This window comes from Ruegeria sp. CDSC045 (genome assembly GCF_059610725.1).
The window spans coordinates 119614-131834 of record NZ_JBXWOE010000006.1; the positions used below are offsets into that span (position 1 = coordinate 119614).

General features: G+C 57.2%; 12 protein-coding genes. 8 read left to right on the forward strand and 4 right to left on the reverse strand.

What is annotated here, in order from left to right; translation table 11 throughout:
- Positions 1 to 86 precede the first annotated feature (86 nt).
- Positions 87 to 689: an alpha-ketoglutarate-dependent dioxygenase AlkB family protein gene (locus tag AC2FH6_RS12395; protein WP_496692622.1), complete on the forward strand. Its 603-nt coding sequence runs from the start codon at positions 87 to 89 to the stop codon at positions 687 to 689.
- Here AC2FH6_RS12395 and AC2FH6_RS12400 read toward each other — a convergent pair.
- Entirely contained in the window at positions 686 to 1507 is an 822-nt protein-coding gene (locus AC2FH6_RS12400) for an ABC transporter permease (RefSeq protein ID WP_496692621.1), read from the reverse strand. The genes AC2FH6_RS12395 and AC2FH6_RS12400 overlap by 4 nt on opposite strands.
- A gap of 122 nt (positions 1508 to 1629) precedes the next feature.
- Between AC2FH6_RS12400 and cysQ the strand changes: the two genes are divergently transcribed.
- The 7 genes from cysQ (at position 1630) to AC2FH6_RS12435 (ending at position 9595) form a co-directional block, all read left to right on the forward strand.
- Positions 1630 to 2427: a 3'(2'),5'-bisphosphate nucleotidase CysQ gene (cysQ, locus tag AC2FH6_RS12405; protein WP_496702870.1), complete on the forward strand. Its 798-nt coding sequence runs from the start codon at positions 1630 to 1632 to the stop codon at positions 2425 to 2427.
- A complete protein-coding gene (locus tag AC2FH6_RS12410) occupies positions 2427 to 3227 on the forward strand; it encodes a 3-deoxy-manno-octulosonate cytidylyltransferase family protein (RefSeq protein WP_496692620.1) in 801 nt (266 codons plus the stop codon). The genes cysQ and AC2FH6_RS12410 overlap by 1 nt, the downstream gene beginning before the upstream one ends.
- Positions 3228 to 3275: 48 nt before the next feature.
- Positions 3276 to 4259 carry a UDP-glucose 4-epimerase GalE gene (galE, locus tag AC2FH6_RS12415; RefSeq protein ID WP_496702872.1) on the forward strand — a complete coding sequence of 328 codons (984 nt, stop codon included), beginning with the start codon at positions 3276 to 3278 and terminating at the stop codon, positions 4257 to 4259.
- Complete coding sequence (locus tag AC2FH6_RS12420; protein WP_496702874.1) at positions 4219 to 5313, forward strand: glycosyltransferase family 2 protein; 1095 nt, start codon at positions 4219 to 4221, stop codon at positions 5311 to 5313. The genes galE and AC2FH6_RS12420 overlap by 41 nt, the downstream gene beginning before the upstream one ends.
- A 146-nt stretch (positions 5314 to 5459) precedes the next feature.
- Positions 5460 to 6446, forward strand: coding sequence for a glycosyltransferase family 2 protein (locus tag AC2FH6_RS12425; protein ID WP_496702876.1), 987 nt, complete (start codon positions 5460 to 5462; stop codon positions 6444 to 6446).
- Entirely contained in the window at positions 6443 to 8143 is a 1701-nt protein-coding gene (locus tag AC2FH6_RS12430) for a DUF5927 domain-containing protein (protein WP_496690220.1), read from the forward strand. The genes AC2FH6_RS12425 and AC2FH6_RS12430 overlap by 4 nt, the downstream gene beginning before the upstream one ends.
- Before the next feature lie 6 nt (positions 8144 to 8149).
- Positions 8150 to 9595 carry a nodulation protein NodH gene (locus AC2FH6_RS12435; RefSeq protein ID WP_496698723.1) on the forward strand — a complete coding sequence of 482 codons (1446 nt, stop codon included), beginning with the start codon at positions 8150 to 8152 and terminating at the stop codon, positions 9593 to 9595.
- Here AC2FH6_RS12435 and AC2FH6_RS12440 read toward each other — a convergent pair.
- From AC2FH6_RS12440 to AC2FH6_RS12450, 3 genes are read right to left on the reverse strand one after another with little or no spacing between them, the layout of a single operon-like run.
- The gene (locus tag AC2FH6_RS12440; protein ID WP_142637369.1) at positions 9579 to 10097 is read right to left on the reverse strand and encodes a L,D-transpeptidase family protein; all 519 of its coding nucleotides are present in this window, start codon (positions 10095 to 10097) and stop codon (positions 9579 to 9581) included. The genes AC2FH6_RS12435 and AC2FH6_RS12440 overlap by 17 nt on opposite strands.
- A 58-nt stretch (positions 10098 to 10155) precedes the next feature.
- Positions 10156 to 10941 (reverse strand): ion transporter, encoded by a 786-nt coding sequence (locus tag AC2FH6_RS12445; RefSeq protein WP_496702994.1) that lies wholly within the window; start codon positions 10939 to 10941, stop codon positions 10156 to 10158.
- Positions 10942 to 10961: 20 nt separating this feature from the next.
- Entirely contained in the window at positions 10962 to 12191 is a 1230-nt protein-coding gene (locus tag AC2FH6_RS12450; protein ID WP_496702879.1) for a class I SAM-dependent RNA methyltransferase, read from the reverse strand.
- Positions 12192 to 12221 lie beyond the last annotated feature (30 nt).

Sequence of the window (12221 nt, forward strand, 5' to 3'; positions counted from 1 at the left end):
AGGGGCCTGCAAGCATTCACAAATGCAGGTTTTCAGGAATCTGCAGCCTTTTTTGCAAGGTTTTGGCAAGGATTGAGGAATCTGGAATGGCGCGGCTGCTTTTACGCGGTTTTGAAATCAGGAAAGCTTACCTTGACGGAGCTGCCCAGGCACAGCTGATCACGCTGTTGCGTCCGATTCTGAAATCAGCACCTTTGTTCCGCCCGACCACCCCTTCGGGCAAGGAAATGTCTGTTCGCATGACCTCAGCCGGGGCGCTGGGTTGGGTCACTGACAAGAACGGGTACAGGTACCAGCCGCACCATCCAAAGGGCATGGAATGGCCCACCATTCCAGACTGCATTCTGGATATCTGGCGCGATCTTGCCAGCCCCGAACGTGACCCTGATTGTTGCTTGGTCAACTACTATGGCGAAGGGGCGCGAATGGGCCTGCATCAGGATAAGGACGAGGCCGATTTTTCCTGGCCGGTCCTTTCGATCTCATTAGGTGACGACGCGTTGTTCCGCATTGGCAACACGACCCGAGGGGGCAAAACGGAATCGATCTGGCTTGGCTCGGGCGATGTTGTTGTGATGGGCGGACCCGCGCGCCTAACCTATCACGGGGTAGATCGCATTCGTTTCGGGTCTTCAAAACTGTTGCCAAAAGGCGGGCGGATCAACCTGACCTTGCGCGTGGCGGGTTAACGGCGTGCGCTCCAGCTTTGCGACACATGCTGGCGGGTAAAGAAAATTCCAAGCAAGCCGATCAACAACAGAGCCAACCCGACCCAGACAGGATATTCCCAGTTGGTATTGCGCGGATAGTAATTTCGAAAAACGAAACCCCGACACTGGTCGATAATGTGAAACAACGGATTCCAGGCGAACATGGTCAACATGAACCCGCCCAGCGCATTGCCGACGAACATTTTTCCCGAGAACACCATATTCAGGCGCCGGTAAATCGTGCTCATGATCGTGGCAGTGGTCGGAAACCAGGGCTTGATCGCCATGAACACCACGCCGACCGCACAGCCCGTGAACCAGGCCAGCATCAGCATGGCAAAGGCGCCACCGGGCTCCTGAATTTCCAGCGGAGCAACCGATACGCTGTAGACAAACAGGATGATAACGATTGTCAAAACCTGAGTATACAGCGACCCGAAAGCAGCAGCCATAAGCACGACCATCATGTTCATCGGCGAATGCAGCATCATCGGGTTATTACCCGTGTCCACTCCGGAAACCGAACCGACGGCTTTAATGTGCGTCAGAAACAGGAAAACCCCAGACAGCAGATACAGAATGAACTCACCCCGGATTTTGGCAACGCGCGCGCCAAGAAGGGACATGATCACGTAAAACACACTCACCAGCACCAGAACCTGGAAAATATTGATAAGCACCGAAAGCACAGCATTGCTGTGTTGAGATCGGACATTCCGGACCACGGCGTGAAACACCAGTTCCGCCGTCGTAAACGCACCGCCTATAAGCGACCGGTTTCGCTTGTAATAAAACACCCGAAGCGTCTTTCCTGTATTATTGCCTGCAATCTGGCACGAAATTCTTGCCGTTCCGTAACCAGCACAGCATAAGGCCGTCAGGTTATTCGATCAACAAATCACAGGAACGGAGCTTTTTTGTGACCTATGATGCCCTCATCCCCGTCATCCGACGTCTGGCCCTGGAAGCGGGCGATACGATCATGGACATCTATAACTCGGATGAGTTTGACGTGAAGGTCAAATCCGATGCCAGCCCCGTGACCGAAGCAGATGAGGCCGCCGATGCGCTGATCTCGGCCGGTCTGCGCGTGGCGTTCCCCGATATCCTGCTGGTGACTGAGGAACAGGCCGCCTCGCATTCTGAAAAAGGCGATACGTTCCTGATCGTTGATCCGCTGGATGGCACCAAAGAGTTCATCAACCGGCGCGGCGATTTCACCGTTAATATCGCGCTGGTCGAAAACGGCACCCCAACGCGTGGCGTGGTTTATGCGCCAGCCCGCGGCCGGATGTTCTATACTTTGGCCGACGGGCAATCGGTCGAGGAAACCGGCGCGCTGGACAAGGATCAACCCGGCGCCGTGGCTCCGATTTCGGTCTCTGATCCAGACAATTCCGCGCTTTTGGTCGTGGCCTCGAAGTCACATCGTGACCAGGCGACCGACGATTACATCAACAAATATCAAGTGCAGGACAGCAAAAGCGCGGGCTCGTCGCTGAAATTCTGCCTGATTGCGACGGGCGAGGCAGATATCTATCCCCGCGTTGGCCGCACGATGGAATGGGATACCGCAGCAGGTCACGCCGTGCTGACAGGTGCGGGCGGCAAAGTTGTCCGGTTCGACAATCATGCGCCGCTGACCTATGGCAAGGACGGCTATGCAAACCCGTTCTTTATCGCCTACGCTCCGGGTGTAGACCTGAAGGAGGCCTGATGTCCGTTCTGATCGCCATTCCCGCCCGCTACGCCTCGACCCGCTATCCGGGCAAACCTCTGGTGCCGCTCACCGGGGCCAGTGGCAATGCAATGACTCTGATCGAGCGGTCATGGCGCGCTGCCAGTTCGGTCTCGGGCGTGGACCGCGTTGTGGTTGCCACCGATGACGACCGCATTCGCGAGGTGGCCGAAGGGTTCGGGGCCGAGGTTGTGATGACCTCGGAAACCTGTGGCAATGGCACCGAACGCTGCGCCGAAGCGCATGATGTGCTGGGGGCAAGCTATGACATCGTGGTGAACCTGCAGGGCGATGCACCGCTGACCCCGCATTGGTTCGTCGAAGATCTGATCACCGGTCTGCGTGCCGCACCCAAGGCTGGGGTGGCCACTCCGGTTCTGCGCTGCGACGGCGATGCGCTCAACAGCCTGCTGAATGACCGCAAACACGGGCGCGTCGGTGGAACAACCGCCGTTTTCGCCGCCGATCACGGCGCGATGTATTTCTCGAAAGAGGTCGTGCCCTTTACTTCACAGACTTATGCGGGTGGGGAGGAAACGCCGGTGTTTCACCATGTCGGCGTCTATGCCTACCGCCCTGACGCGCTGGCGGCTTATCCGTCCTGGCCTGTCGGTCCATTAGAGCAGCTGGAAGGGCTGGAACAGCTGCGTTTCATGGAAAACGGGCGTAAGGTTCTGTGTGTTGAAGTCGAATCCAAAGGCCGCCAGTTCTGGGAACTAAACAATCCGCAGGACGTTCCCAAACTTGAAGAGATGATGGCCGCGATGGGGCTGGACTGAGTGCCGCAGGCTGTCGCACCCTGAAAAACCGGAATAACGGGATCTGATATGACACATATCCTTGTAACCGGCGGTGCCGGATATATCGGATCCCATGCCTGCAAGGCGCTGGCGCTGGCCGGGTACACACCTGTCACCTATGACAACCTGATCACCGGCTGGCAGGACGCGGTCAAATTTGGCCCGTTCGAACAGGGTGATCTGCTGGATCGGGCGCGGCTGGATGAGGTTTTCGCCAAGTATCAGCCCGCCGCCGTGATGCATTTTGCAGCGCTCAGCCAGGTGGGTGAGGCGATGTCTGAACCCGGAAGATATTGGGCGAACAATGTCACCGGTTCGCTGACCCTGATCGAGGCCGCCGTGGCGGCTGGATGTCTGGATTTCGTGTTTTCGTCGACCTGCGCCACCTTTGGCGAACATGACAATGTGGTCCTGGACGAAAACACCCTGCAAAACCCGCTGAACGCTTACGGCGCCTCCAAACGCGCGATCGAGGATATCCTGCGTGATTTCCAGGCCGCTCACGGGATGAACCACGTGATTTTTCGCTACTTCAACGTGGCTGGCGCCGATCCGGACGGAGAGGTAGGCGAATTCCACCGCCCCGAGACCCATCTGGTTCCGCTGATGTTGGATGCGATTGACGGCAAGCGCGACGGGCTGACTGTGTTCGGAACCGACTATGACACGCCCGATGGCACCTGTATCCGCGATTACGTGCATGTCTGCGATCTGGTTGACGCGCATGTTCTGGGGCTGCGCTGGCTGGAACAGGGCAAAGACAGTCGCGTTTTCAACCTGGGCACCGGGTCCGGCTTTTCAGTGATGGAGGTGATCGAACAGTCGAAATCCGTCACCAATCGCGCGGTGCCCTATACAATCGGTCCACGCCGCGCCGGAGATTGCACCAAGCTGGTTTCGGGCTCGGACCGGGCCGGGCAAGAACTGGGCTGGTCCCCCAAAAGGTCCGTGTTAGAGACGATGATTGCCGATGCCTGGCGCTGGCATCAGAACGGGCATTACGACAGATGAGGGCCGCGTGAGCGATACCCTGCCGCCAATCGGATGGGTGCAACGCTATCGCTTGCGCCTGAAACGCAGGCGGCTGTTGTGGCGATCCTTTCGCAGCCGCCATCAGTTAACCCAACTGGTCGACCGAACCGACCAGATACGCCCGGGTGCGATACTGGTCTTTACCACCCTGCGAAATGAAATCACGCGCCTGCCCTGGTATTTCCATCACTACCGGTCGCTGGGCGTTGATCATTTTCTGATCGTGGACAACGGCAGCGAAGATGGCTCGGTCGCATATCTGCAAGATCAACCGGATGTATCCCTGTGGCAAACCGATGCCAGCTATCGCGCCTCACGATACGGGCTGGATTGGCTGACCTGGCTACAGATGCGATTTGGTCACGGCCATTGGACTTTGATGGTGGATGCGGATGAGTTGCTTATCTATCCCGAATGGGACAGCCATCCGCTGCAGGATTTGACCCAACAGCTAGAGGCACAGGGGCGCGTCGCTTTCGGAGCCTTGATGTTGGACCTGTACCCCAAAGAACAGCTCGGCACACAGCCCTATGACCCCGGAACCGACCCGACCGAAGTTTTGGGCTGGTTTGATCCAGGCCCGTTGCGCGCCAAACGGCAATCGCCGCTGGGTAACCTCTGGGTTCAGGGCGGTGCACGGGAACGCGTGTTTTTTGCTGACCGGCCCGAGCGGTCACCAACTTTAAACAAAATACCGCTGGTACGCTGGTCGCGGCACTATGCTTACGTGAACTCCTGCCATTCCGCCCTGCCCCGAGGTTTGAACGCCACATATGACGGACCGGGGAGCCACGGCCCTTCAGGCGTGTTGCTGCACACAAAGTTCCTGCCCGAGGTGGTCATCAAATCAAGAATCGAGAAAACCCGAGCGCAGCATTTTCACGACCCGGCGGAGTTCGACAGCTATTATGACGGCATAATTAACCGCCCGATCATGTGGGATCCACAATCAGTGGAATATATCGGATGGCGCCAACTGTGTGAGCTTGGCTTGATGGGCAAAACTGACTGGAAAAACAACGTTTCGGACTAACTACTTTTAAATGCGTTGCTTCATTAGATGGTAAAGTGGCATAAAATGGCATTCGCCCGGCTCCACTCTGGCTTGTTCAGGCCCCGGGTATGCTCGCGTATAAACAAAGGTTGGGCAGTCGCGTGAGCCTGTTGGATTCATACCGAATGAGATTGCGGCGCAAGCGCCGCCTGTTGCGTTGCGTTCGCAAACGGCGCGAATTAGAAGCGGTTTCCGACAAAACCAACGCCATTCAACCCGGTGACATCCTGTTGATGAGCGTGGTGCGAAACGAAAAAATCCGCCTGCCCTATTTTCTGGAATATTACCGAAAACTTGGCGTTGATCGCTTTTTGTTTGTGGACAACAACAGCGACGACGGCACCCGCGAGTTTCTGAGTAGTCAGCCGGACGTATCGGTCTGGCAGTCCAACGGCAGCTATAAGCGGGCCACATATGGCACTGATTGGTCGAACTATCTGCTGCGCAAATACGCCGATGGGCACTGGGTTCTGACGGTCGATCCGGATGAGTTCTTCATCTATCCGTTCTGCGACACGCGGCCCATTCGTGCCCTGACCGACTGGCTTGATGGCTGTGCCGTCCGCAGTTTCGGCACCATGCTGATCGACATGTACCCGCAGGGCCCGGTAGATGCCGAACCCTATCGTGAAGGGCAAGACCCCTTCGAGATTGCCCGTTGGTTCGATGCCGGGAATTATGTGATCAGCAAAAACCCTGAATACGGGAATCTCTGGATACAGGGTGGACCGCGCGCCCGTGTCTTTTTCCGCCAGGCTCCGGAAAAGGCGCCTGCGTTGAACAAGATACCGCTGGTCAAGTGGGACCGTCGGTATGTCTATGTCAGTTCGACCCATTCGCTGCTGCCACGCGGGCTGAACCAGGTCTATGACGATTGGGGTGGCGAAAAAACCAGCGGGGCGTTGCTGCATGCCAAGCTGATCAACACCTTGGGCGACAAGGCAGATGAAGAGATGGAGCGGCGTCAGCACTATCGCGGGTCCGGCGAATATCGCGCCTATGCCGAAGGGCTGAACGACCGCCCGGTGTTTTGGTGCGACTGGTCCGAGGCATATATCAACTGGCGACAGCTTGAGATTCTTGGCCTCATGTCGAAAGGGAACTGGGCATGAGCAGCCTTGGCGTCATCATGCTGGTGCACGCCGCGCTTCCAAGGGCGCAACAGGTCGCGCGCCATTGGGCGGCATCCGGCTGCCCGGTGGTGATCCATGTCGACCGCAAGGTTGCGGACACTGTTTTTGATGACTTTGTAGCCTCCTGTGCGGACGAACCTCTGATCCGGTTCTCGGAGCGCCACACCTGCAACTGGGGCGGTTGGGGCATTGTTGCAGCCTCGCAATCAGCGGCTGAACTGATGCTGAAGGCCTTTCCCGATGTACACCATATCTTTCTGGCCTCGGGCGCCTGCCTGCCGCTACGGCCCGTCGATGAGCTGGTCACATATCTAGCGGAACGGCCCCGTGTCGACTTTATCGAAAGCGCGACAACAGCTGATGTAAGCTGGACGATTGGCGGACTGGATCAGGAACGATTTACTCTGAGATTTCCGTTCTCGTGGCGTAAACAGCGCAAATTGTTCGACGCTTACGTAAAGCTACAGCGGACCATCGGAATCCGACGGTCGATACCCGAAGGTCTGGTGCCGCATATGGGCAGTCAATGGTGGTGCCTGACCCGTCAAACGCTGTCGGCCATTCTGCAAGATCCCAAACGCAAAACATATGATCGCTATTTCCGGCGCGTCTGGATTCCCGACGAAAGCTATTTTCAGACTCTAACTCGGCTTTATTCAACACATATCGAAAGTCGCTCCCTGACGCTGTCCAAATTTGATTATCAAGGTCGCCCGCATATCTTTTATGACGATCATCTACAGCTATTGCGACGGTCGGACTGTTTTGTAGCACGCAAGATCTGGCCCCAGGCCAATCGGCTTTATCAGGCGTTTCTGACCAACCAGGCACAGGCGATGAAGCCTACAGAACCCAACCCGGGCAAGATCGACCGGTTGTTCTCGAAAGCGGTCGAGCGCAGGACCCGAGGCCGGGATGGCCTGTATATGCAAAGCCGCTTTCCCCGCCACGGCAGCGAGAACGGACTGACGTCGTTCCCCTATTCGGTATTCCAGGGGTTTACCGAACTGTTCGCAGATTTCGAGCCCTGGCTATCGGAAGCCACCGGAACAAAGGTCCACGGTCACCTCTTCGGTCCCGAACGTGCGGAATTCGCCGGCGGAGCGCCTTTGGTCAACGGCGCACTAAGCGATTGTGCCAGCCTGCGGGACTATAATCCTACGGCGTTTTTGTCGAACCTGATCTGGAATACTCGGGGCGAGAAGCAGTGCTTTCAATTTGGCCCCACGGATACGCAGGACATCAACTGGTTTCTGGCGCGCGACAGAAATGCGCAGATTTCAGTTGTCACAGGCGCCTGGGCCATTCCCCTGTTCCGTTCGAATGGAAATTTCGCGGATATCCGTAACGAAGCCGCCCGCCTGCAACAAATCGAGACCAAACAGCTTGAGGTTTTAACTTCGGTCTGGACCAAGGCCAAAGTGCGCACCTGGTCGCTGGCCGAGTTTGTGGAATCTCCGATGGAGCCTCTGCAATCCATTCTGGAAGAAACCGGATGCCAAAACCCCAGCCACCTGACCCAAGCCCCTACGATGGTTGACCTGTCCGGGTTCGGGAAGTTCCTGCAAAACCTAAAGAACCAGGGTATGCACCCTTATCTTATGGGAGATTTTCCAGCCGATGACATTTTTGGCCGGCAACTCAGGCCTTATCGAAAACCATATCTGGTGCAATAGCGTTTCATGTCATCCAAATTCGACTATTTCGTAATACTTGCCGCCATGCGGACCGGATCGAACCTGCTTGAGGCAAATCTGAACGCATTGGAAGGTGTCTCCAGCCATGGTGAGGCCTTCAATCCTCATTTCATTGGCAGGCTAAAGGGGGACAGCCTGCTGGGCGTCACTCTCGAAGAACGCGACAATGACCCTAAAACCCTGCTGAACGCCATCCGATCAGCTGAGGGTGAAATGAACGGGTTTCGCTTTTTCCAGGGCCATGATCCGCGTGTATTAGAGCCTGTTTTGGATGATCCGAGTTGCGCCAAGATCATTCTGACGCGCAACCCTCTGGACAGCTATATCTCATTGAAGATCGCGCGCGAGACCAAGCAATGGCAGCTGAAAAACGTCAAACGGCGGCGCGCCGAGCAGATCGCCTTCAACCCTCGTGAATTCGAAACCTATCTGGACCAGCAACAGGCCTTTCAACTGACTTTGCTGCATCATCTTCAGGCCAGCGGGCAAACCGCCTTTTTCATCGCTTACGACGATCTGAACCGGCTCGACAGCCTGAACGGCCTGGCGGCCTGGCTTGGGGTATCGGGCCGGTTGACCACGATCGACGACACGCTCAAACCCCAAAACCCTGAGCCGGCCTTGTCCAAGGTGACAAACCCTGATGAGACCGAACAGGCCTTGTCGCGCATCGACAGTTTCAGCCTGCACAGAACTCCGAATTTTGAACCTCGGCGTGGCGCGGCCGTTGCGACCTATGTCGCCACGCCGAAAACCCCGTTAATGTATCTGCCCGTGCGGAGCGGCATTGAAGGGGTTGTGAAGCAATGGATGGCAGCGCTTGATTCAATCAGTGCGGATGACCTGATCACTGATCAAAACCGCAAAAAGACCCGCCAGTGGTTACAGGATCATCCGGGGCATCGCAAATTCACCGTGGTGCGGCACCCGCTGGTACGCGCACATTCGGCCTTTTGTTCCTATATCCTCAGCACCGAGCCCGGCGCCTATCTGAAAATCCGCAATATGCTGCGCAACCGGTTCAAGCTTCCGATCCCCGGACAGTTACGCGCTGAAAACTACCCCATCGAACAGCATTATGAGGCATTCTCGGCTTTTCTGACCTTCCTGCGGCAAAACCTGGCGGGACAAACCCCTGTGCGCGTTGACGGCGTTTGGTGCAGTCAGGCGCAGGTGTTGGAGGGCGTAGTCGGTTTTGCCCTGCCGGATCTGATCCTGCGCGAGGAAGAAATTGCAACTGCCCTGCCTGATCTGGCGCGGCGGCTGGGTCATGACAGCCCGCCCGCGCCCGGCAATACCAGACCAGATATCCCGTTTTCACTGAGCGATATCTATGACACCAAACTTGAGGCGCTGGCGGCCGAAACCTACCAGCGCGACTATATGCAATTCGGGTTTGACGTCTGGAAGCCGGTTACGGGCGCAGCGTAATCACTGTGCCGCGATTCACCATCGCATAGATCTCTTCGATCTCTTCATTCTTGACAGCGATGCACCCTGCCGTCCAATCCGATTGCTTCTTGGCACGCTTTTTCTCGGACCGGGTTTTCGGCTCGCCGTGGATGAAAATGTCACCGCCCGGATCAACGCCCGCAGCCTTGGCCTCTGCGATATCCTTCGAATCCGGATAGGAAATCCCCAGCGACAGGTGATAGCGGCTTTTGGGATTGCGCCGGTCGATCAGATAGGTGCCCTCTGGCGTGCGGCCGTCGCCGCGTTTTGTTTTGGTGCCATTGGGGGCAAAGCCAAGATCGACCTTATATTCCTTGAGGACATGTTCATTGTGCAGAAGATAAAGCTTCCGCGCGCTTTTGTTGATGACCATAGAGGTCACCTCGGGGCCATCATAGGCCAGAAATCTGGGGTTGGCCGAGGCGCAGGCCGAAAGACCCAGCGTAGCCACAGCACCCATTCCAAATGCTCGACGATCCATGTTTAATGCCTGCTTCTGCTTTTTTTTGTGATTATGCCAGAAATCCAGAAAACTGAAATCACTTTTTGCTGTTCGACTGCTCAAGCAAGCGGCGTTCGATGGATTCCAGCCTTTCCAGCACCTCATCACGATAGGCATCGGTTTTCACCTCATCCTCGGCGTGATGGGCATCCTGCATTGAATTCACAATCAGACCAACCAACAGGTTCACCACTGCAAATGTCGTAACCATGATGAATGGCACAAAGAATATCCACGCATAGGGATAAACCTCCATCACCGGGCGCACGATGCCCATGGACCAGCTTTCCAGCGTCATGATCTGGAACAACGTATAGGCCGACAGGCCCAAATCGCCGAACCAGTCCGGGAATGTGCCCGAGAATAGCTTGGTCGAGATTACCGCGCCGATGTAAAACAGGATCGCCATCAGCAGGAAAACGCTGGCCATACCCGGCAAAGCTGAGATGAAACCCTCAACCACCCTGCGCAGCCGTGGCGCGACCGAGATCACCCGCAAGACCCGCAGGATCCGCAGCGCCCGCAGAACTGACAGGCCACCGGCGCTTGGGATCAGGGCAATGCCAACAACGATGAAGTCAAACAGGTTCCAGCCATTGGTAAAGAACCGCCGCCCCGTGGCGACCAGCTTCATCGCGATCTCGGCAACGAAGATGGTCAGGCAGAGGCTGTCCAACACAACGATCAGGGGGCCCGCGGCCTCCATCAGCGTCGGTGAGGTTTCCATGCCGAGCAGGATGGCGTTGAAGATGATGACACCTGTGATGAACCGACCGAAGGTCGGGTTTTCAATGATATCATGCAGGCGCTGGGCAAGCCCCATTCTGAAACTCTCCTGTTTGGTCATGATGCGGGGTTCAGTGCAAACCGCGCGGCAAGTTCCGTGTGTGACGACCATCGAAATTGGTCAACCACCTGTACCCATTCAAGGGTATAGCCTGCGTTAATCAGATTTTTTGCGTCCCGCGCGAAGGTGACCGGATTGCATGAGACATAGGCGATCACTGCCGGTAGCGCCTGCGCCAGCTCGGCCACCTGCACCTCAGCCCCGGCGCGGGGCGGGTCCAGGACAACCGCGTCAAAGTTCTTCAGCTCATCAGGCATCAGCGGGCGTCGGTACAGGTCGCGGGCTTCGGTCGTGACCCGTTTCAGGCCTTGCGCGCGACGCCAGCTTTGATCCAGAGCATCGGTCATCAGGGCCTCGCCCTCAACCGCGTGAACTTCGGCGTCCTGGGCCAGTGGCAGTGAAAATGTTCCACAGCCCGCAAACAGGTCGACAACCCGTTTGGCCCCCTTGGTTGCCTGCAAAACCGCCTGTAATAGAGCCTGTTCTCCATCCTTCGTGGCCTGCAGAAACGCCCCCGGAGGCGGCACAACAGCCGCCGCGCCAAATCGCTGAATCGGGGCGTGACGCGAGGCGATCACCTCGCCGTCCCAGCTGAGCCGCGCAAGCCCATGTGTCTCGGTCGCCTGTGCCAGCGCCAGTTCAAGCGGACCATCCAGCGGTTTGCCCCCTTTGACGGCGACATCCAAACCGCCATCAGAAAGGGTCAGCGTGACCGCCAGCGCCCCTTTGCGGCTACCACCCAAAAGGGCAAGCGCCTCGGCCACGGGGACAGCTGCAATCAGGGCCGGATCAAGCAGATGACAATCGGAAATCTCGGTGATCGTGTCCGAGGCGCGGCCATGGAACCCGGCCATGGTGCCTTTTTTGGTCCGCCGAACCGCAATCGTAGCCCGTCGCCGTGATCGTTCCGGCGAGGTATAGATCGGCCGCATCGGGGCCTCGAGCCCCTGCGCGGCCAGCGCGTTGCGCACGACCTCGACCTTCCAATCCGCGACGAAATCATCCGCGGCATGCTGCAGCTGGCAGCCACCGCAGGCTTTGTAGTGACGGCACGGTGCTTTGACCCGCTGGTCAGAGGGGGTCTCGACCCGAATGTCGCTCAGCACTTGACCAACCAATGTCCCGCTGACCACCTCCCCTGGCAAGGTGCGGGGGGCGTAGATCGGTCCATCGGCGATGCCGTCGCCCTGATGACCAAGGCGTAAAATGCTGTAATGCTGCGTCATGAGGGCCTGATAGCTGGGCTTTACCCACAA

What these genes read in the sequence shown, in the direction of transcription:
- AC2FH6_RS12395 (WP_496692622.1), top strand. Translation starts at nt 87, where the DNA reads ATGGCGCGGCTGCTTTTACGCGGTTTTGAAATCAGGAAAGCTTACCTT.
- AC2FH6_RS12410 (WP_496692620.1), top strand. Translation starts at nt 2,427, where the DNA reads ATGTCCGTTCTGATCGCCATTCCCGCCCGCTACGCCTCGACCCGCTAT.
- galE (WP_496702872.1), top strand. Translation starts at nt 3,276, where the DNA reads ATGACACATATCCTTGTAACCGGCGGTGCCGGATATATCGGATCCCAT.
- AC2FH6_RS12420 (WP_496702874.1), top strand. Translation starts at nt 4,219, where the DNA reads ATGCCTGGCGCTGGCATCAGAACGGGCATTACGACAGATGAGGGCCGC.
- AC2FH6_RS12425 (WP_496702876.1), top strand. Translation starts at nt 5,460, where the DNA reads ATGAGATTGCGGCGCAAGCGCCGCCTGTTGCGTTGCGTTCGCAAACGG.
- AC2FH6_RS12430 (WP_496690220.1), top strand. Translation starts at nt 6,443, where the DNA reads ATGAGCAGCCTTGGCGTCATCATGCTGGTGCACGCCGCGCTTCCAAGG.
- AC2FH6_RS12435 (WP_496698723.1), top strand. Translation starts at nt 8,150, where the DNA reads ATGTCATCCAAATTCGACTATTTCGTAATACTTGCCGCCATGCGGACC.
- AC2FH6_RS12440 (WP_142637369.1), bottom strand. Translation starts at nt 10,097, where the DNA reads ATGGATCGTCGAGCATTTGGAATGGGTGCTGTGGCTACGCTGGGTCTT.
- AC2FH6_RS12445 (WP_496702994.1), bottom strand. Translation starts at nt 10,941, where the DNA reads ATGGGGCTTGCCCAGCGCCTGCATGATATCATTGAAAACCCGACCTTC.
- AC2FH6_RS12450 (WP_496702879.1), bottom strand. Translation starts at nt 12,191, where the DNA reads ATGACGCAGCATTACAGCATTTTACGCCTTGGTCATCAGGGCGACGGC.